General features: G+C 61.8%; 22 protein-coding genes. 7 read left to right on the top strand and 15 right to left on the bottom strand.

Annotated elements, in window-relative coordinates; all coding sequences use genetic code 11:
- Nucleotides 1–19: 19 nt before the first annotated feature.
- Nucleotides 20–2,800, top strand: coding sequence for a DUF4214 domain-containing protein (locus F1609_RS27215; RefSeq protein ID WP_167079929.1), 2,781 nt, complete (start codon nucleotides 20–22; stop codon nucleotides 2,798–2,800).
- Nucleotides 2,801–2,864: 64 nt separating this feature from the next.
- Here the strand turns inward: F1609_RS27215 and F1609_RS27210 are convergent, their stop codons facing one another.
- Entirely contained in the window at nucleotides 2,865–3,092 is a 228-nt protein-coding gene (locus tag F1609_RS27210) for a DUF6139 family protein (protein ID WP_167079927.1), read from the bottom strand.
- A gap of 256 nt (nucleotides 3,093–3,348) precedes the next feature.
- Here F1609_RS27210 and F1609_RS35275 point away from each other — a divergent pair, with 256 nt between their 5' ends.
- Nucleotides 3,349–5,385 (top strand): methyl-accepting chemotaxis protein, encoded by a 2,037-nt coding sequence (locus tag F1609_RS35275; protein ID WP_167079925.1) that lies wholly within the window; start codon nucleotides 3,349–3,351, stop codon nucleotides 5,383–5,385.
- Nucleotides 5,386–5,412: 27 nt separating this feature from the next.
- On the opposite strand, the gene F1609_RS27200 is transcribed toward F1609_RS35275, so the two are convergent.
- The 10 genes from F1609_RS27200 to mltG all read right to left on the bottom strand — a co-directional run bounded on the left by F1609_RS27200 (nucleotide 5,413) and on the right by mltG (nucleotide 12,438).
- Nucleotides 5,413–5,613 carry a hypothetical protein gene (locus F1609_RS27200; RefSeq protein WP_166878342.1) on the bottom strand — a complete coding sequence of 67 codons (201 nt, stop codon included), beginning with the start codon at nucleotides 5,611–5,613 and terminating at the stop codon, nucleotides 5,413–5,415.
- A gap of 125 nt (nucleotides 5,614–5,738) precedes the next feature.
- Nucleotides 5,739–5,987 (bottom strand): hypothetical protein, encoded by a 249-nt coding sequence (locus F1609_RS27195; protein ID WP_167079923.1) that lies wholly within the window; start codon nucleotides 5,985–5,987, stop codon nucleotides 5,739–5,741.
- A 115-nt stretch (nucleotides 5,988–6,102) separates the two neighbouring features.
- A complete protein-coding gene (locus tag F1609_RS27190; protein WP_167079921.1) occupies nucleotides 6,103–7,026 on the bottom strand; it encodes a class I SAM-dependent methyltransferase in 924 nt (307 codons plus the stop codon).
- A 168-nt stretch (nucleotides 7,027–7,194) separates the two neighbouring features.
- Nucleotides 7,195–7,854, bottom strand: a complete 660-nt coding sequence (locus tag F1609_RS27185) for an ankyrin repeat domain-containing protein (RefSeq protein WP_167079919.1) — start codon at nucleotides 7,852–7,854, stop codon at nucleotides 7,195–7,197.
- A 76-nt stretch (nucleotides 7,855–7,930) separates the two neighbouring features.
- On the bottom strand, nucleotides 7,931–8,731 hold the full coding sequence (locus tag F1609_RS27180; RefSeq protein ID WP_167079917.1) for a TatD family hydrolase: 801 nt from the start codon (nucleotides 8,729–8,731) through the stop codon (nucleotides 7,931–7,933).
- A gap of 16 nt (nucleotides 8,732–8,747) precedes the next feature.
- Nucleotides 8,748–9,266 carry a GNAT family N-acetyltransferase gene (locus tag F1609_RS27175; protein ID WP_167079915.1) on the bottom strand — a complete coding sequence of 173 codons (519 nt, stop codon included), beginning with the start codon at nucleotides 9,264–9,266 and terminating at the stop codon, nucleotides 8,748–8,750.
- Nucleotides 9,267–9,297: 31 nt separating this feature from the next.
- Nucleotides 9,298–9,675: a PilZ domain-containing protein gene (locus tag F1609_RS27170; protein WP_054262511.1), complete on the bottom strand. Its 378-nt coding sequence runs from the start codon at nucleotides 9,673–9,675 to the stop codon at nucleotides 9,298–9,300.
- 10 nt (nucleotides 9,676–9,685) lie between these two features.
- Nucleotides 9,686–10,723, bottom strand: a complete 1,038-nt coding sequence (locus F1609_RS27165) for a DNA polymerase III subunit delta' (protein ID WP_167079913.1) — start codon at nucleotides 10,721–10,723, stop codon at nucleotides 9,686–9,688.
- 15 nt (nucleotides 10,724–10,738) lie between these two features.
- A complete protein-coding gene (gene tmk, locus F1609_RS27160; protein WP_167079911.1) occupies nucleotides 10,739–11,389 on the bottom strand; it encodes a dTMP kinase in 651 nt (216 codons plus the stop codon).
- 14 nt (nucleotides 11,390–11,403) lie between these two features.
- Nucleotides 11,404–12,438, bottom strand: a complete 1,035-nt coding sequence (mltG, locus tag F1609_RS27155; RefSeq protein WP_167079909.1) for an endolytic transglycosylase MltG — start codon at nucleotides 12,436–12,438, stop codon at nucleotides 11,404–11,406.
- Nucleotides 12,439–12,491: 53 nt separating this feature from the next.
- Here mltG and ygfZ point away from each other — a divergent pair, with 53 nt between their 5' ends.
- The 5 genes from ygfZ (at nucleotide 12,492) to F1609_RS27130 (ending at nucleotide 15,639) form a co-directional block, all read left to right on the top strand.
- Nucleotides 12,492–13,541, top strand: coding sequence for a CAF17-like 4Fe-4S cluster assembly/insertion protein YgfZ (gene ygfZ, locus F1609_RS27150; RefSeq protein WP_167079907.1), 1,050 nt, complete (start codon nucleotides 12,492–12,494; stop codon nucleotides 13,539–13,541).
- 6 nt (nucleotides 13,542–13,547) lie between these two features.
- Nucleotides 13,548–13,838, top strand: a complete 291-nt coding sequence (locus tag F1609_RS27145; protein ID WP_167079905.1) for a DUF4936 family protein — start codon at nucleotides 13,548–13,550, stop codon at nucleotides 13,836–13,838.
- Nucleotides 13,829–14,566, top strand: a complete 738-nt coding sequence (locus F1609_RS27140) for an NRDE family protein (protein ID WP_167079903.1) — start codon at nucleotides 13,829–13,831, stop codon at nucleotides 14,564–14,566. The genes F1609_RS27145 and F1609_RS27140 overlap by 10 nt, the downstream gene beginning before the upstream one ends.
- Nucleotides 14,567–14,660: 94 nt before the next feature.
- Nucleotides 14,661–15,188: an Xre family toxin-antitoxin system antitoxin gene (locus F1609_RS27135; RefSeq protein ID WP_167079901.1), complete on the top strand. Its 528-nt coding sequence runs from the start codon at nucleotides 14,661–14,663 to the stop codon at nucleotides 15,186–15,188.
- 43 nt (nucleotides 15,189–15,231) lie between these two features.
- Nucleotides 15,232–15,639: an RES family NAD+ phosphorylase gene (locus tag F1609_RS27130; protein WP_167079899.1), complete on the top strand. Its 408-nt coding sequence runs from the start codon at nucleotides 15,232–15,234 to the stop codon at nucleotides 15,637–15,639.
- A 13-nt stretch (nucleotides 15,640–15,652) separates the two neighbouring features.
- Here the strand turns inward: F1609_RS27130 and F1609_RS27125 are convergent, their stop codons facing one another.
- The 4 genes from F1609_RS27125 to F1609_RS27110 form a co-directional block, all read right to left on the bottom strand.
- On the bottom strand, nucleotides 15,653–16,069 hold the full coding sequence (locus F1609_RS27125; protein ID WP_167079897.1) for a hypothetical protein: 417 nt from the start codon (nucleotides 16,067–16,069) through the stop codon (nucleotides 15,653–15,655).
- 596 nt (nucleotides 16,070–16,665) lie between these two features.
- A complete protein-coding gene (locus F1609_RS27120; protein WP_167079895.1) occupies nucleotides 16,666–17,568 on the bottom strand; it encodes an SDR family oxidoreductase in 903 nt (300 codons plus the stop codon).
- Nucleotide 17,569: 1 nt separating this feature from the next.
- Nucleotides 17,570–18,571 carry an NADP-dependent oxidoreductase gene (locus tag F1609_RS27115; RefSeq protein ID WP_167079892.1) on the bottom strand — a complete coding sequence of 334 codons (1,002 nt, stop codon included), beginning with the start codon at nucleotides 18,569–18,571 and terminating at the stop codon, nucleotides 17,570–17,572.
- Nucleotides 18,568–19,350: an SDR family oxidoreductase gene (locus tag F1609_RS27110; RefSeq protein WP_167079890.1), complete on the bottom strand. Its 783-nt coding sequence runs from the start codon at nucleotides 19,348–19,350 to the stop codon at nucleotides 18,568–18,570. The genes F1609_RS27115 and F1609_RS27110 overlap by 4 nt, the downstream gene beginning before the upstream one ends.
- Nucleotides 19,351–19,352: the final 2 nt, after the last annotated feature.

Below are 19,352 nucleotides of genomic sequence, written 5' to 3'. Positions count from 1 at the left end.
ACTTTTTCAAGGAACTATTATGGCAGCGGCAAGTGCATATAACAAAGTAACCCAAGAACTGTATGTGTCGTATTTCGGCCGTCCGGCCGATAAAGACGGTTTCATGTCGATGTCCGCGGCACTGGCCGCCGCCAATGCGCCGACCGACACCGCCGGCCTCGACGCCGCCTACGGAACGGACGCATCCGTGCGTTCGCTGATCGACAGTTTCAGCAGCAGCGTGGAATCGGGCGTGCTGTACGGCCTGACCGCGCCGGGTTTTGACACAGTACGCTTCGTCAGCCAGATCTACAACAATCTGTTCGGCCGCACGCCGGACGCCGGCGGCCTTGCCTTCTGGGTCGACGCCATCGATCACGGTTCCCTGAGCCAGGCTGCCGCCGCGCACTCGATCCTGACCGGCGCCCTGACCGCCAACAACGCCGATGCCGCGCTGGTGATCAAAAAAACCGCATTCGCCAATCTGTTCACCGCGTCGATGGACACAGCCCAGGAAGTCATCGTCTACCGTGGCGACATGGCAGCCCAGTTCGGCCGCGACCTGCTCTCGCGCGTGACCACGACCAGCGATCCGGCGAGCTTCCAGAGCACCATCGACACCACCCTGGCGCAGCTGAGCACAGCGGCCAAGCTGACTGTGGGCACCGACAAGCTGGAAGGCACGTCCGCTGCGAATCTGTTCCTGGCCGACGTCGATGGCAACAGCAACACCTTGCAGGCGGGCGACAACGTCGCCGGCGGCGATGGCGTCGACACCTTGCGCGCCGTGCTGCGCCCGAACGACTTCAACGTCTATCTGAACCCGACCACCAGCAGCGTCGAGCAAATCCGCATCAATGCCGTCGGCACCACCCTCACGTCCGGGGCGGCTGCGCTCGACGCGATTAACATGACCGGGGTGACGCGCTGGGAAAACGATCACAGCCGCGGCGACCTGCAAATCAGCAATGTCACCACCCGCAGCGGCCAACTCCCGGAAGACGTCACCATCGCCATGGTCGGCAGCGCTGCCGGCGATGCCGATTTTAGCGTGACGTTCGACCACAATTTCATGAACGCGGGCGTTCCGGCAAGCGGCTCGGCCACCCTGCGCCTGCAAGTGATGGACACCGACGCCAGCGCCGGCGGTCAAGCGCCGCTGAAAGAAAGCCCGTACGACGGCTTCCGCTTCCTGTTGAACAAGGCGCCGGTGCAGATACGGTCGGAAGCGATCGACAAGGCCCAGACCTATGACGCCTTGTTGACGGCCATCCGCGCCGAAATCAGCGCCACGCCGGCACTGGAAAAACTGGTGGTCACCCTGGGCGAGCCGTTCAAGGCGTACGACACCACCACCGGACTGATGGTCAGCGGACGCGAGATCGTCATCGCCAACACCGGACCGGGCAGCCTCGGCATCGCCCCCGGCGCAGGCTGGCTGCAGCCAGGCGCGGGCCTGGAGGGTACGCGCGTGTCGGGACCGTCGTCGGGCGCCCTGCCGCTTATTACCAGCACGATCGAACTCGATAACGTGGGCCGAGGCGGCATCGGCGGCGACCTGGTGGTCGGCGGCACGCCGTATGGCGCGACGCGCGTACGCACCGGCTTCGAAGCCTTCAACATCAACGTCGAACGCACCAGCATGCTCCAGACGATCGATTCGACCGACAACCTGCTGCAATCGGTGACCCTGGCCAACGGCGCATTCAAAGGCGACCTGAGCGTGCGCGGCACCGCGGGCGGCTCGCCATTGAGCGACGCCTACGGCTTTCATGACGTGCGCCAGATCGACGCCAGCGCGATGAGCGGCAAGGTCGACCTGACTGCTGTCATCACCTCGGCCTCGGTGGGCAAATATATTGTCAAGCCGGGCACCCAGACCGGATCGGCCACCGGCATCGTCGATTTTCATTATGAAGGCGGCAGCAACAACGACAGCTTGTCGATCGATATCGCGCATAACGCGGCAGGCAGTCGCGGCGTTCGCCTGGCCGGGCAGGAAGATTATCGCTTCGATATCAGCGGCGGCGCCGGCGACGATGTATTGCAGGTCCGGGTGCTGGCGGCGCCGTCGTATGACGCCGCCTGGGTCATCGACCAGGACCGCAATAACAACATCACGATCAACGGTGGCGAGGGCAACGATACGATCCGCAAGGCGGGCGCGGGCGATGCGGTCATCAACGGCGGCGCCGGCGACGACACGATCGACCTGGTCGACCCGGTTGCCGGCGCGGTGCAGGCGGCCAGCGACAACCTGATCCACGGCGGTATCGGCAACGACACGATCGTGCTGGGCGTGGTGGAAGGTGCGACGCCTGCGCAATCGAGCAACGACACGGTTATCCTGCGTCCGGGCTTCGGTAATGACAAGATTGTCAACTTCGACGTGAGCGGTTCCGGCATCGATCACCTCGACCTGACCGCCCTGGGCGGACTGACCCTGACGACATCGCTGACCATGGACAAGTCGATCACCATCGGCGCTGCAACCAGCGCAAACGAGACCGCGGGCAAAGTCGCCGGACTGTTCTATGCCGATAACGCCGCCGCGCAGACCCATGTGTACGGCGTGCTCAATTCGATCAGCACCACGTTGACGATTTACTCGGTGGTCGACGCCGCCGGTGCCGGCAATGCCGTGGCCACCCGGGAAGGCGTACTCGACCTGTCCACGCAGCAGGCAGGCGGTGGATTAGTGGCGGCCAACTTCGTCAACGCGGCCATCGCCGGTTACCACCTGGCCGAAGGGGCGTCCAGCGCCGTGACGGCAACGCTGGTGGGCGTGGCGCCCGATGCCGGCATGGTCGGATTGATCTAAACGTAAGGAAGCTGGCAGGGGGCGTCGAAGACACCGCCTGCCAGCGGGCACCGCATGGGTGCAATCAGTTCATCAGCGCAGTGACGGCATAGCCTTTTTCGGCGATCTGCTCGTTCAGGTGTTCGATGGCGTAGTCGGGCAGGTGGTCGTCTTCATCGGCGATTTCGAAGGCCTTGGCCTCCACTTCCCAGTCGGTATTGGTCGCCTCATTGGGAATATTGCGATCCTGTGGCACTGCCAGGTACGAGTACTTGCCGTCGTGTTCGGCCCTGCGGTAGATATCCAAGCGCATGATGGTTTCCTATAAGAATGAAAAGACGCACACAAGCTTCCTGTGGAAGCCGCTATGCGTGCCTGACTGTAGCCGCCTTTCACTTCCCCGTCTGTTAAGCATTCAACATCGGGTGTCTTTTTTGTGCACACGTATTTACCGAAACCCCTGTTACATTTGGTGCATATTGAGATTTATCAAGCTATGATGAAATCATTGATTGCGTTGAGCAACATTGCGCGACGCAGTCCTGATCCGCCCTAATGAAGGAGTTATCATGGCTGCCCAATCGTTTCTCGGCAAACTCAAGGTATGGCACACCTATCTGATCCTGAGCGCGATCGGGATCGTGGTGGCCAGCATCCCCACCTATTTGTATTTCAAGGAAGCGGCCAAGGGCTTGACCGCCTATTCATCGGAGCAGGCAGGCATGCCCGGCGTGGACAGCATGCTGCGCGTGATCCAGCTGACCCAGCAGCATCGCGGCCTGTCGGCGCTGGTCCTGAGCGGCACCCGCGAGGCGGACGACAAGCGCGCGGCAAAGCAGCACGAGGCCGAGGCCGCCTTTGCGGCGGTCGACGGCCTGATCGCGCGCATCGGCGACCCCGCCATCGGCATGCGCTGGTCGGAGCCGCGGCGCGAGTGGGATGCACTGCGCGCCGGGGTCGCCGCCAAGAGCGTGACGGCGGCGCACAGCTATGCCGCGCACACTGCCCTGCTGGCCAAGGTGCTGAAAGTGAACGAATTGATCGGGGACTATTACGGCCTGAGCCTCGATCCGGACAAGGATTCGTATCAGTTAATCCAGGCCATGTATTATCAGCTGCCGTACCTGACGGAAGAACTGGGCCAATTGCGCGCGAAGGGCGCCGGCTTGCTCGGAAAGAAAGACGCCAGCCAGGAAGAACGGCAGATCATATCGTCGATGATCGGCAAGATCAACGACCGCGTGCTGCAAACCACGAATGCCTTCGGCAAGGCCGCCATCTATAACCCGGCGATCGGCGCCAGCCTGGCGCCGCAGATGGACGAGGCGGTCGCGCTGGCGGCCACGATCACCGGGCTCGCCACCGAGCAGATCCTCAAGCCCGAGACGCTCGCCTACAGCGCCAGTGAGTACGTGGCAGCGGCCACGCGCGCGATTGATGCCCAGTTCGTGCTCAACAGCGCGGCCAAGGCCAATCTCGATGCCATGTTCGTCGCCAAGATCGGCAACTTCCATACGGAACGCTGGACCATGCTCGGCGTCATGCTGGCGCTGCTGGGCGCCGCCGGCTGGTTCACCGTGCTGGTCACGCGCGCCGTCACCGGGCCGCTGAACAACGCCGTCGCGGTGGCGCAAAGCGTGGCCAGCGGCAATCTGGTCAACGAGTTCGATGTCGGCGCCGACAATGAAGTCGGAAAAATGCTGCGCGCACTCAAGGACATGAACGACAGCCTGCGCGGCATCGTGGGCGATGTGCGGGTCAGCATCGAGAACATCAGCGCGGCGACGCGCGATATTGCGTCAGGAAACAATGACGTCTCGTCGCGGCTCGAATCGCAGGCTTCGAACCTGGAAGAGACGGCCTCGTCCATGGAAGAACTCACCTCCACGGTCAGGCAGAACGCCGACAATGCCCATCAGGCCAACCAACTGGTGCTGGGCGCCTCGGCGGCCGCGACCAAGGGCGCGGCGGTGGTATCGCAAGTGGTGCGCACGATGAGCGACATCAACGACGGCTCGCGCAAGATTGTCGACATCATCTCCGTGATCGACGGCATTGCGTTCCAGACGAATATCCTGGCGCTTAATGCCGCCGTGGAAGCGGCGCGTGCCGGCGAGCAGGGCCGTGGATTTGCCGTCGTCGCCAGCGAAGTACGCAACCTGGCGCAGCGCTCTGCCTCGGCCGCCAAGGAAATCAAGGTGCTGATCAATCACAGCGTGGACCGGGTGGAAGCGGGCAACGTGCTCGCCAGCGACGCCGGCTCTGCCATGGGCGAGATCCTCAACAGCGTGACGCGCATCACCAGCATCATGGCGGAGATCGCCGTCGCATCGGCCGAGCAAGGGGCCGGGATCGAGCAGATCAACCACGCGGTCACCCAGATGGATGACATGACGCAGCAAAACGCCGCCCTGGTCGAGCAAACCGCGGCCGCGTCGAGCAGCTTGCAGGAGCAGGCGGCCACCTTGGTGCAGGCGATGAGTATTTTTACGCTGGGAAATGAGACGGCACAGGCCGGACTGCGCACGGGCGCGCCGCTGCGCGTTGCAGCGGTGCCGCCGCGCCGTCTTGAGGGCGCCGGGCAGCGACAATTGAAACACGCATAAAGCGCGGCGCGCGACGGGCGCCGGGCCTTAGCGCCCGGGGCCGCCGCGCAGCACGCGCGCCGGCAGCATGACGATGGAACGCAGCAGTTCGAACACCGCTTCCACGCCGATGCCCAGCAGGCGGAACGGCAGCAGCACGAGCCACACCAGCGGATACAGCACCAACGCCAGCAAGGCCAGCGGCCAGCAAAGGACCAGCACCACCAGCCACAACAGGAAACTCAACATCGTTTTCTCCTCACGGGAAAAGTTCAGGTGGGTTCACTGTAAGGAGGTGGGAGCGCTGCGGCAATGCGCTTGCGACCAAACGCAGCACGGCGCGGGCCAGGCGCACATAAGGCCGATAAGCGGGATTACTGGCCGACGCAGATGATCTTGGTGGCGTATTCGTGGGCGTTGGCCTTCTTGTTGGAGGCCCAGTCGATCACTTCCTGGGCTTGCCCGACGGTCATGATGGTGGCTTTTTCCTTATTCTTGATAAAGGAAACGCCTTCGAACTTGCCTTCCTTGCTGCGCATGACTTTGGCGAACACGGGCGGTTTCAGCGCGTCGTCGCTGAGTTTGTTTTGCTGGACGAGGTAACGCTGGTCAATATTTTCCATATGCACTTAAATAAACGGTCAAGCCCGCATTTTACGGGCTCGCCCGCCGCGCGGCAAATCCATCGGCGGCAACGGCCGGCCGGCGCATGCCAGCCGCGCCTGCCTGGCCACCTGATCAGGCATACAGGTGCAGGCGTTCGGCGGCGTCCGGCACCACGGCGTGCAGCACATCGACCTTGATCGCCGCTTCCAGCGACGGAATCGAGCCACCGGCGCGGTAGTGAAAACTCACCTGCAGCACGTCGCCCGCCTTGCACTGCACACCCTGTTGCAGCGGCAGGGTCATGTAATGGTTCAGCCAGTCGATGGTGGCGTTCTCTTCGCTCACGACCGCCAGCACGTTCTTGGTAATGAAGCGCATCGCATTGACGACGCCATTCTTTTCGACCAGGAACTTGCCTTCCCACGCGATGCGGGTGTCCTGCGGCTGGCTGAAGTCGAGAATGCTGTACACCGAGGGCGGCGCCAGCTCGACCGTACCCGGATGAATGACGTTGGTTTCCTGGAACTGCACGATGGGTGCGTAAAACCCCTCGAAATCGTATTCCTGCTGCAAGGGCTGGACCGCCATGATCACCGCTTCCGGCAAGAAGCGCGGCAGCGGGCCGCCGAAGCGCGCCAGGTAGCGCCGCTTGAACGATTCGATCACTTCCACCTGTTTTTCGCGCAGCATGGCGACGTGGATCATTTCGCAGATGACGATGTCGACCGGTTCCGGCGGCAGGTATTCGAAGGCGTCGGCGTGCACCACCTCGACCTTGTGGCCGTTCGGATTCATCGACATCATCTTGCGCGCTTCCTTGACCATGTCGGGATTGAATTCGACGCAGTAGACTTTTTCGGCCTTGGCGGCGGCGAACCACGACAGCACGCCCGTGCCGCCGCCGAGCTCAAGCACCTTGGCGCCAGGGAAAACCGCGTAATGAATCGCTGACTTGAAACCGTGCATCCGGTTTTGGTCCATCAACATATTGTGGTGATAGTGGACAGGAATGAACTGCCCCAGATAGCAGCTTTCGATTTCGCGTTCGTTCAGCATGATTTTCCCTTTGGATTGGCGGCCAGGCCGTCACGGCCCGAATGCCCCGCCGTTGCTTGGCTTTGATTAGTACGACCTAATCATTATCAACAACATGGAGGCAATCCGATGCCGCGAGATAACTCGCTTTTCCGTGCCAGTTCGGCGCTTGCCCGCACCGATGGGCTATCAGCGTCCTGGGCCGCGCTGGGAAAGATGGGCGCCGATGGCGGCGGCGATGCGCGGTTTTTCGGCGCGCTCGGCGATCTGGGCGGCGGTGAGGCTTTCGTTGTTCCTGAGGGTGGCATCGGCGCCCTCCTGCATCAGCAGTCTGGCGGCCGCCTCGTGGCCTTCGCGCGCGGCGATCATCAGCGGGGTGAGCTGGCTGGGAGTTTCGGCATCGATGTAGGCATGGTGCTCGAGCAGGATGCGCACGATCTCGTCGTCGCCGCTGGCGGCCGCGTAGTGCAGCGGGGTCCAGCCGGGATAGGTGACGATGGCGCCCCTGGCCAGCAAAGCCAGCACGGCCGGCTTGTTGCGCTTGAAGGCGGCCATCATCAGTGCGCGGTTGCCGTTGGGCGCGGCCAGTTCGAGGTCGATGCCGGGCTGGGCCAGCAGCAGATTGACCACGTCGTTGGCGCCCTCGCGCAGGGCCAGGATCAGCACGCTCTGGCCGGTGACCGGGTCGACCGTGTTGGGGCTGGCGCCGTTCTTGAGCAGCTTGCGCACCATGGACGCGTTGTCCATCTGGGCGGCCACCACGACATCGCGCACCGGTTCGGCGGCCGCGCTGGCGCCACCGCTGGCAAGCACGGCGGCGAGGAGCAAACGACTGATCAGCTTGAACATGAGCTTGTCTCCCTAAGCCGTTGAATCAATTGAGAAATCCGTGGTAACGCAGAAACAGGATTAACTGCGGTTACATTCAAGACTGCACTTCAACTGTATCGCGTACCACGTTGAAAAGATTGAAGAAATTGTCTGTCGTCTGCTGTGCTACTGTTGCCAGCGGCACGTCCTTGAGCGCCGCCAGGTATTCGGCCACGTGGCACACAAAACCCGGCTCGTTCATCTTGCCGCGGTGCGGCACCGGCGCCAGGTAGGGCGAATCGGTTTCGATCAGGATGCGCTCGAGCGGCACTGCTTTGGCCACGGCCTGCAATTCCTTGGCGCTCTTGAAGGTGACAATGCCCGAAAACGAGATGTAGAACCCCATCGCGATCGCGGCCTCGGCCACTTCCAGCGATTCAGTAAAGCAATGCATGACGCCCGCCACGCCGCCCTTGTCGGTCCCCGCGCCCTCTTCCTGCATGATGCGGATGGTGTCGGCACTGGCGGCCCGGGTGTGGATAATCAATGGCTTACGTGTGATTCTTGACGCGCGGATGTGCACCCGGAAGCGCTCGCGCTGCCACTCCAGGTCGCCTTGCAAGCGGAAATAGTCGAGACCGGTTTCGCCGATGGCGACGATTTTCGGATGCTGCGACAGTTCGACCAGCTGGTCGACGGAAGGTTCCGGCGTGTCCTCGTAATCGGGATGCACGCCGACCGAGGCGTAGATGTGCGGATATTCCCTGGCCAGGGCCAGCACTTGCGGAAAGTCCGGCAGGTCGACCGACACGCACAGGGCGTGGGTGACCTTGTTGCTGGCCATGGTGGCGAGGATCTCGGGCATGCGCGCGGCAAGTTCGGGGAAATTGATATGGCAGTGGGAGTCGATATACATCCCGCCATTGTAAAGCTTAGCCGATACGCTTGCCCAGAATGATCAGGTCGCGTTCGATGCCGTCCAGGTTGGCCACGCGCGGCAGGTTGGCCCAGGTATCGAAGCCGAACTTCTTGAACAAGGCCAGGCTCGGCTGGTTGTGGCCAAAAATGAAGCCCAGCAAGGTGTGCACGGCGATGTGCGGCGCGTAAGCAATCGCCTGTTCCAGGCAATAGCGCCCGATGCCCCTGCCGCGCCAGCTTTCGGCAATGTAGATCGACAACTCGGCGGTGCCGGAGTACGCCGGACGCCCGTAGAAGTTGGAATACGACATCCAGCCGATCACGGCCGGGTTGGCGCTCGTGTCGTCGGCCGCGTGCAGCACCCACAGCGGACGGCGCTCCGGGTCATGGTCGTCGAACCATTGCTGGCGCGACGCTACCGATACCGGCTCGGTATCGGCAGTCACTTCGCGCGAAGCGATGGTCGAATTGTAAATGTCGACGATGACAGGCAGGTCGTCGGGACGGGCAACGCGGTGGACGAAAGACGGCATACGGCAGGCGGCAACAGTGAGGTGAATGGATTTACAAGGTGTGCGTGGCGCGCGAGGAGCGCAGGGCCGCGCCCAGGATCTCTTCGATGCGCAGCTTGGCGCGCTGGCCGGTTTCGTCGTCGGGAAAATGCACGCCGATGCCTTGCGCCTTGTTATTGTTGGCGCCAGCGGGCGTGATCCAGGCAACCTTGCCTGCGATCGGGTACTTATTGGTATCGTCCATCAACGCCAGAATCAGGTAAATCTCGTCGCCGATCTTGTACGGCTTTACGGTGGGCACGAACATGCCGCCGTTGCGCAGGAAAGGCATATACGCGGCATACAGCGCCGCCTTTTCCTTGATGGCAAGCGACAGGACCGAAGGACGCGTGATTTGCGGAGCGCTTGGGTCAGTAGGGTTGCCAGACATTAAAATCCTTTCAGGTACAGCATGCAGTGTAATCAAGCAACAGGTCTTCGACAAACAATTTCGGCGACAGCGGATGGTCCGCGATCGCGCGCCGGTCGTTTGCGTGTTTCATCGCGCGCAGCAGGTTGGCCGTGTGCACTTTGCCAGCAAGCACGGCGAGTTCCTTCTGGTAACGTGGATAATACCGGATACTACCCGCTAGTTTGTAGGAAAACAGATCGTAAAGCCAGCGCTGCATCCAAGAAACCAACGTCGCCAGGGGGGCTTTGCTCAATTTTTCGGCAGTGCGCAGGGCGCCGTCGACGCTGGGATGCGCCAGGCATTGTAATAATGCTTCCAAATCCTCGCGGTTACCCGTTTCCGATTGCGCCAGCGCGGCCAGCGGCGCGCCGCCCTGCTCGCGCAGCCAGCTGTCGGCGTCGGCCAGGCCCTGTTCTTTCAGCCAGGCCAGCGCGGCGGCCTCATCGGGCATGGGCAGGGCGAATTTGCGGCAGCGCGACAAAATCGTCGGCAACAGCCGGTCCAGGCTGTTAGAAGACAACAGGAACACGGTGCCCGGCGGCGGCTCTTCCAGGGTCTTGAGCAAAGCATTCGAGGCCGGCATGTTGAGCGCCTCGGCCGGATACACGACCACCACCCGCAGCCCCTGGCGGTGGGTGGAAATATTCATGAAGTCGGCCAGCGCGCGGATCTGCTCGATCTTGATCTCTTTCGACGGCGCCTTGGTCGACTTGGATTTCTTGCCGCCATCCGATTCCGCGCCCTCCTCGCCCTCGGCCGGCGGCTCGTCTTCCAGCGCTTCGGGCCGCACGCGGCGGTAGTCGGGGTGGTTTTGCTGCGAAAACCAGCCGCACGACCCGCAGGCGCCGCAGGCGTGGCCATCGGGACGCACGTTCTCGCACAGCAAGGACTGGGCAAAGGCTTCGATGAAATCGGCCTTGCCGGTGCCGGCGGCGCCGTGGAACAGGATCGCGTGCGGCAGGCGCTCGCGCATCAGCTGCAACTGCTGCCATGCGCTTGTTTGCCAGGGGTAAATTGTATTGCTCATCGCGACATTCTTCGTTTAATCAATCACTTGCAGCAGCTTGTCGAGAATGCCGACGAGCGTGTCCTGGATCTCGGCAATCGATTTGCTGGAATCGATGACAACAATCCGCTCCGGAAACTGAGCGGCGCGGCGCAGGTATTCGTTGCGGCAAGCTGCAAAAAAGTCGGTTTTTTCTTGTTCGAACTTGTCCAGGGTGCGGGTGGCGTCCAGGCGCGCGCGCGCAACGTCGAGCGGCACGTCGAACAGCAAGGTCAGGTCCGGCTGCAGATGCGGGTGCACCCATTGCTCCAGGGCTTCCATCTTGGCCCGGTCCAGGCCGCGTCCGCCGCCCTGGTAGGCAAAGCTGGCGTCGGTAAAACGGTCGGAGATGACCCAGTCGCCGCGCTCCAGGCCCGGTGCGATGACCTGGGCGATGTGCTCGCGGCGGCTGGCGAACATCAGCAGCGCCTCGGTTTCCAGATGCATTTTTTCGTGCAGCAGCAGTTCGCGCAGCTTTTCGCCGAGCGTGGTGCCGCCCGGTTCGCGCGAGGACACGACGCGCTTGCCATGCGCTTCCAGGGTCGCCGCCAGCCGTGCTGCCACGAACGCAATGTGGGTGGACTTGCCGGCGCCGTCGATGCCTTCAAAGCTGATGAACTTGCCTCTTGGGGCGGTACTGTCGGTCATGGAACGCAAAACGCCTATCGTTGATATTGATTCACTGCCCGGTTATGGTCGGACAAATTACTGGAAAACTGGCTGGTGCCATCCTTGCGCGCCACGAAATACAGGGCGTCGGTCTTGGCCGGCCCCAGGGCGGCCGCCAGCGATTGCACGCCAGGCAAGGCAATCGGGGTCGGCGGCAGGCCGGTGCGCGTATAGGTATTGTACGGCGTGTCGGTTTCGAGGTCGCGTTTGCGGATGTTGCCGGCGTATTTGTCGCCCATGCCGTAGATCACGGTGGGGTCGGTCTGCAGCATCATGCCCAGGCGCAGGCGGTTGACGAACACGCCGGCGATCATGGCGCGCTCTGACTTCTGACCGGTTTCTTTTTCAACGATCGAGGCCATGACCAGGGCCTGGTACGGGTTTTCGTATGGCAGGCTGGGGTCGCGCTTTTCCCAGGCGGCGCCGAGGCGGCTCATCATCAGGGTGTGCGCCTGCTTGTAGATCTGCATGTCGCTCGATCCCTTGGCGAACAGATAAGTGTCCGGGAAGAACAAGCCTTCGGCCGCCTTGTAGTCGGTCGTGATCTTCGCCAGCAGCTCGGTATCGGACAGCCCGGTCGTATCGTGCTTGAGGCCCTTGTTGGCGGCCACCGCCTGACGCATCTGCTTGAAGGTCCAGCCTTCGATGATGGTCAGCGATTCCTGGGCGAACTCGCCGCGCACCAATTGGTCGAGCAGGCGGCGTGGCGAGGTGTTCGGCTTGAGCTCGTAGCTGCCGGCCTTGATCTTCGACGCGGTCTGGGTGGCGCGCGCCAGCAGCGAGAGCATGTAGGGATTGACCGGCACGCCGGCGTCGGCGATCTCCTGGGCGGCCGTGACCACGCTGCTGCCCGGCTGGATCGTGAACGCGATCGGCTCGCCGGACGTGATGATCGGCTCCTTGGCCCAGTTGAAGAAGTACACCGCCGCGGCGGTGCACAGAAGGAGGATCAATATAAGTAATTTTTTGAACAAGGCCGAACTCGATTCTGTGGTTTTACGCCGTGTCCGGCGCGATTTTCGCGACATCTCTATAATGAGCCCGTAATGATAAAGCTTAAATCGAGAATTATTTGGAATTTATGAACAACTGGAATGAATATCTCTCGTCGCAGGGCGCGCAACTCGCCGCTGACGGCTCCGGCCACGTGGCCGATTTCGGCCATGCGCTCACCACCGCCGAGCTGGCGGCAGGCTTTGTCGCGGCCATCACCGACCAAGGCCTGATTGCGGTGAGTGGCGACGATGCCGCTACTTTCCTGCACAGCCAGCTGACCAACGACGTTGAACACCTCGGCCTGGCGGACGTGCGCCTGGCCGGCTACTGTACGCCCAAGGGGCGCTTGCAGGCAACGTTCCTGATGTGGCGCACCGTTGATGCGGTGTTCCTCCAGCTGGCGCGCGATATTCAGCCGCCCCTGCAAAAGCGCCTGTCCATGTTCGTGCTGCGCGCCAAGGCCAAGCTCAGCGATGCTGGCGGCGCAATGGTGCTGCTGGGCATGGGCGGCGCCGCTGCCGATGCCGCGCTGTTGCCCTTGTTCGGTGCGCTGCCGGCCACACCCTGGTCGCGCATCGATCACGCGCTCGGCACCCTGATCCGGGTGGCCGACGTGTTCGGCGCGGCGCGCTACCAGTGGCTGGCCACGCCCGAGGCAGCCCAGGCGGCCTGGCCGGCGTTATCAGGGACCTTGCGCCCGGCCGGCACCGACGCCTGGCGTCTTTCCGAGATTCATGCCGGCGTGCCGCAGGTGACCCTGCGTACGCAGGAGCAATTCGTGCCGCAAATGGTCAATTTCGAATTGCTCGGCGGCGTCAATTTCAAGAAAGGCTGCTATCCGGGCCAGGAAATCGTTGCCCGCAGCCAGTATCTGGGTAAGCTGAAGCGCCGTACCGCGCTGGCGACCATCAACGCGCCAGCCCAGGCCGGTAACGAAGTATTCGCCGCGGACGACCCCGACCAGCCGTGCGGCATGATCGTCAACAGCGCCCCGAACGGCGCTGGCGGGGTCGATGCGCTGGTGGAAATGAAGCTGGCGGCCATCGAGCAAGGCAACGTCCACCTTGGCTCGGCCAGCGGCGTGCCGCTGCGCATCTTGCCGATGCCTTACGCGCTCGACGCTCTCGACCTCTAGACTGCCATGGTCGATCTGTATATTTACTACAAGGTGCGCGACGAGCACGCGGCGCAGCTTGCTCCACTCGTTCGCGCCATGCAGGCCGGGCTGGCCTTGCAGGCGGACGTGACGGGCACGGTCAAGCGCCGGCCTGGCTCCCTTGAGGGCCGCCAGACCTGGATGGAAATCTATCTCGCTATCCCCGACGGATTCGACACCGCGCTGGCAGCGGCGGTTCGGCAAGCCGGACTGGATCAGTTCACCGATGGCCCACGCCATACGGAAGTTTTCATGGATATAAGCACATGTGCCTGATTGTTTTTGCATGGCAGGTCGTTCCCGGCGTACCCCTGATCGCCGCCGCCAACCGCGACGAGTTCTATGACCGCCCGACCGCACCGGCGGGCGTGTGGCCCGAGCATCCGAACATTTACGCCGGGCGCGACCTCAAGTTCGGCGGCAGCTGGATGGGCATCACGCAAGACGGCGCCAGCGGGCCAAGGTTTGCCGCGCTGACCAATATCCGCGCGCCGCAAGAGCGCCGCACCGACGCGCCGTCACGCGGGGCGCTGGTGGTCGATTTTCTGGCCGGCACGATGACGGCCGCCGAATATATCGCGCAGATTGCCGATGGCAGCGAGGCGTACAATGGCTTTAACCTGGTGCTGGGCGACAGGAACGGCATGTACTGGTTCTCGAATCGCGGCGGGGGCGACTCGCGCAACGGGCAGGCGCTCGAACCGGGCATTTACGGCATTTCCAACAGCTTGCTCGATGCGCCGTGGCCGAAGGTGGTGCGCACCAAGGCGCAGTTCGCCAGTCTGTTGTGCCAGGGCGCGCCGGAAGATGCGTATTTCGAGATGCTGGCCGACACGACGCGCGCGGCCGACATGCGCTTGCCGGATACGGGCATCGCGCTCGACCTGGAACGCGGGCTGTCGGCGGTATGCATCGAGATTCCGGGGTACGGCACACGAACGTCGACCGTGGTCAAGCTGTATGACGATGCGCCGGCCGAATTGCACGAGCGGATGCTGGCGTGAGTGTCCCGCCCACACCTCGGTAGCCTCCCTGGTGAGCTAGCTTGCGAATCGGCGTTGATCGGTCTAAGCTGGACTTCTGAACGGAGAGAACCCGATGAGCATCAGAGGATCAAACAAGCGCCCAAGTAGCGAGAAATTTGATAATCCCCCGGTCGCCAGTGCTTCGGCAATCGATAGCGCCACCACTACCAACAAGGTGGGTCGATTGCAGCCCAACGGATTCGCCAGTCTGCTGACCGATCTGGCGACGGGGAGATTTCTGGGCGTTGACGCAATCCGGAACGGTTTTCCATCGACCCTCGTAAAAGACACTGCATTGTATTTTGACGTCCCGGTTGCACGCATTCGTTCACTGGCCGGGTTGAATGAAACAGCTGCACATGCGCTGATAAGGCGCGGCGCCAACCTGGACCCGGCAGCTTCTGAACGAATCTGGCGTTTGGCCCACGTAGTCGCAATGGCACAGGATGTGTTCGAAGATGATAAAGCGGCCAAAACATGGTTGCAAAGCATCAACCGCGCTTTTGGAGATGTTGCGCCAATGGATTATCTCGACACCGAGCCAGGTGCGATGGCGGTACGTCAAGTGCTGAACGCCATCGCCACTGGTGGTGCCGCGTGAGATTCTGGCGGATCAGTCATCGTAAATACGCCCTCGACAGACTTTGCGCCGGAGCGGCTCTGTTTGGAGGCCGCTGGAATGTGATCGGCATGCCAGCGCTCTATGCGCCACATCGGTTGCTCTCTGCGTCGTTGAGAAATTCGTTCACGTTGAGCGCACGCCGCTTCCGCCATTGGCACTTGTAGCGGTGGACGTTCCAGACCATCACACCGTATACGAACCTGGCATCACAGCCCTGCCGGCGGGGTGGGACGACTTGCCGACGTCTGGCACAGCACAGGTATTCGGCGGAGCGTGGCTGGCGTCACGCGCCAGTCTGGCGATGAAAGTGCCGTCGGCCATCGTCAAAGAAGAATGCAACGTGATCATCAATCCGCTCCACCCGGATTACGGCGATGTTCAGCTATCGGTCATCCGACCATTCACGTTCGACAGCCGGATGTTCAAATAGACGCCGTACACTATCAAGCCTCCCCGGCACAGCTGATGTCTTCAAGTCGCAGCAACCCCAGGTCGCCGCACATGATTTTGCCTTTGTCGCCCATATCCAGCTTGACGATCAGCTTTCGGTTCCCGAAGGGGTTTCCCTCCTGGATGACGCTGAACCGGCGTACCTCGCCCAGGCTGAATCGCGGCCAAAAATCCATGTCAAGATGCAGGCAAGCTAAAATTTCAGAGACCGTTAACCAAAGAGCCAATGTAGGGTTTTGAGTCACAAACGAGTCTCGATCTAATCCTTCAACTGTTGGAGTTAACCCATAACCTGCGCGCTTAATAAAACTAGATTTTTGTTGCTTATCTAGCTGCATCAAGTATTGCTCGAACGTAAAAGAAACTTGCCCGATATTATGTGCCAACGTATTGCGGAGCTCGTACAGCATTTGAAGCACTATAGCTTGTTCCTTTACGATCGCGCCAAGTGTTCGTAATAAAGCAACTTTCCCGTGTTTGGCATGGCCAAGATCAAGAGTTGCAAATGCTACTCCAAGTTCCGGCGCGTGCAGTCTGGCCGCAAGTGCATCAGCACACGCAGCCTCTACTAATGCATTCAGCTTTATTACAAAAGATCAATCGTCTTCATCTTTAAGTCGTTGATAAAAGCTTGGAGGCAGTCCGAGACGCGCGCCCTGCCTTTCCACTTCGTCAAATATAGCGTTTCCCATTGGCTCATCTCTTCTCTAGCATGGAAGAAATTGTAGGCAAGCTTATTTTTTCTCGCCGAATATATTGGTCGGCCAGGCAATGTTACCATTGTTCCTACTCACGCGTTTTACACGACCGATGCCTGCTAGACGTCTACATCCGGCCACATATTGGAGGAAAAAACTGGTTTATGCTGGATAAGCTTGAGTTAGAAGTCATTTGACCAGAGGCGCAGCAAAGCACTGACAGTTCAAGGGGATTGTTTCGATCATGCTAATGCATCCGCATTGTCACCGCCGGGCACAGGCTTGTAAGGCTTACCTTCGCATCGTAGTCACCCCTTCATCTTCGCCCGCAACATATCGCGGATATGCGGCGCCGCCTTGTACGGGTCCCCCGGATTGACGCCCTTGACGATCTCGTCCATCCGCTCGCCCACATTGCCCAGCGCTCCCGGATGCGAATAGATATAGAACTGCCCATCCCGAATGGCATCGAAGGTGATCTGCGCCACATCGCCGGCCGATACCTTGCCCGACTCGACGGCCTTGACCGTCATGGCCTGCGCCGCCTTCTGGCTGGCGGTCGGCCCGCCGGTCATTTTCACATCCTCAGGGCGATTGCGGTGCGATTGGCTGATGCCGGTCGGTACAAAGTACGGGCACAGCACCGACGCCCCGATCGGCGCTTCCACCAGCTGCAAGTCCTGGTACAAGGTTTCCGACAAGGACACCACCGCATGCTTGGAGACGTTGTACACGCCCATGGTCGGCGCGTTCAGCAGCCCCGCCATCGAGGCCGTGTTGACGATATGCCCTTCGTACTGCGGGTCCTGCTTTGCGCATTCGAGCATCAGCTTCGTGAAGATGCGCACGCCATGGATCACGCCCCACAGGTTCACCCCCAGCACCCACTCCCAGTCGGCTTCCGAATTTTCCCAGATCAAGCCGCCCGACCCCACGCCCGCATTGTTGAACACCAGATGCACCGCGCCGAAGCGTGCCATGGTGGCGTCCGCCAGCGCCTGGACCTGCTCGCCCTTGCGCACGTCGCAGATCATGGCCAGCACCTGGGCGCCCTCGCCTTCGAGTTCAGCCCGGGTGGCGTCGAGCGCGTCCTGCTGCACGTCAGCCAACACCAGCTTCATGCCCAGCCCGGCGGCACGTTTCGCGAATTCGCGGCCGAGACCGCTCGCGCCGCCGGTGATCACGGCGACTTTATCTTGGAAGTTTTTCATGTCAGATGAGCTTTACCAGTTGTTTGCCGAAGTTGCGGCCCTTGAGCAGGCCGATGAATGCTTCCGGAGCCGATGCCAGGTCGGGCGCCACCGTTTCGCGGTATTTGAGCTTGCCGCTTGCCACCAGCGCGCCGAGTTCGCCCAGTCCTTGCGGCCACAGGTCCATGTGCTCGCTGACGATGAAGCCGCGGATGGTCAGGCGGCTGGTCAGCATGTAGCGCATGTTGCGGATCGCTACGTCGTCACCGTTGTAGCCAGCGATCAGGCCGCACAGGGCGATCCGGCCGAAGGCGTTCATCAGTGGCAATGCAGCATCGAAACCGGCCCCGCCCACGTTTTCGAAGATGGCGTCGATGCCGTCCGGCACCGCAGCGGCCAGGTCGGCTTCCAGCTTGCCCGCCTTATAGTCGACGCAGGCGTCAAAGCCCAGTTCGTTGACAACGTAAGCGCATTTTTCCGGCCCGCCGGCGATGCCGACCGCGCGGCAGCCTTTCAGCTTGGCCAATTGGCCCACCGCGCTGCCGACCGCGCCGCTGGCAGCCGATACCAGGATGGTATGGCCTTCCTTCGGCATCATGATCTGGTTCAGTCCGTACCAGGCGGTCATGCCCGGCATGCCGACCACGCCCAGATAGGCCGACAGGGGAATGTGCGTGGTGTCAACCTTGCGCAACAGCGCCCCGTCGGACACCCCCATCTCGGCCCAGCCGAGCTGGCCGACCACCATATCGCCGGCGGCAAATTTGGGGTGCTTGGAGGCCACCACTTCACCGGCGGTGCCGCCGATCATGGTCTCGCCAATCGCCTGCGAGGCCGCATAGCTCTTCGCTTCGCTCATGCGCCCGCGCATGTACGGGTCGAGCGACAGATAATGGTTGCGCACCAGGACCTGGCCGTCGGCCAGATCGGGCACGTTGGCGCTTTCAATGCGGAAGTTTTCTGGCTGGACTTCACCGCGTGGACGCGACGCCAGGACCACGCGCTGGTAGGTAGCGGCGCTCATACTGCGGATACTCCACCGTCCACCGCCAGCGTCTGGCCGGTGATGTGCTTGCCCGCGTCGGACGCGAACAGCAAGGTGACCCCTTTCAGATCTTCATCGTCGCCGATGCGGCCCAGCGGCGCATCCTTGGCCAGCGCTTCGGCGCCGAGCGTTTCCAGCACGCCCTTGGTCATCTTGGACGGGAAGAATCCCGGTGCAATGGCGTTGACGGTAATGCCGTACGGCCCCCACTCGCCCGCCAGGGTGCGCGTAAAATTGATTACGGCGCCTTTGGAGGTGTTGTAGGCGATGGTTTTCATGGTCCCCGGCGCATTGCCCGCCAGGCCGGCAATCGACGCGATATTGACGATGCGGCCATACTTGCGCGGAATCATCGACGCCTTGCCGACCGCCTGGCTCACCAAAAAGATGCTGCGGATGTTCAGGTTCATGACCTTGTCCCACGCTTCGACCGGATAATCCTCGGCCGGCGCGCCCCAGCTGGCGCCGGCGTTGTTGATCAAAATGTCGATGTGGCCGAGGCGCTTCATCGTTTCGTCCACCAGCGGCTGGATATGCGCTTCCTGCGACAGATCGGCGGCGATCGCGCTGGCGTCGATGCCGCGCTGTTTCAGGTGGGCACAAGCTTCGTCCAGGTCAGCCTGCTTGCGCGAGGAAATGACGATCCTGGCGCCCTGCTCGCCCAGCGCTTCGGCCATTTGCAGGCCCAGTCCGCGCGAGCCGCCGGTAATCAGCGCCGTCTTGCCGGCGAGAGAGAATAATTCTTGCGTAGTGCGCATCA

This window comes from Massilia aquatica, from assembly GCF_011682045.1.
Classification (GTDB): domain Bacteria; phylum Pseudomonadota; class Gammaproteobacteria; order Burkholderiales; family Burkholderiaceae_D; genus Telluria_A; species Telluria_A aquatica.
The sequence above is the reverse complement of the archived record's forward strand: the minus strand, read 5'-3'. Positions and strand labels throughout refer to the sequence as shown.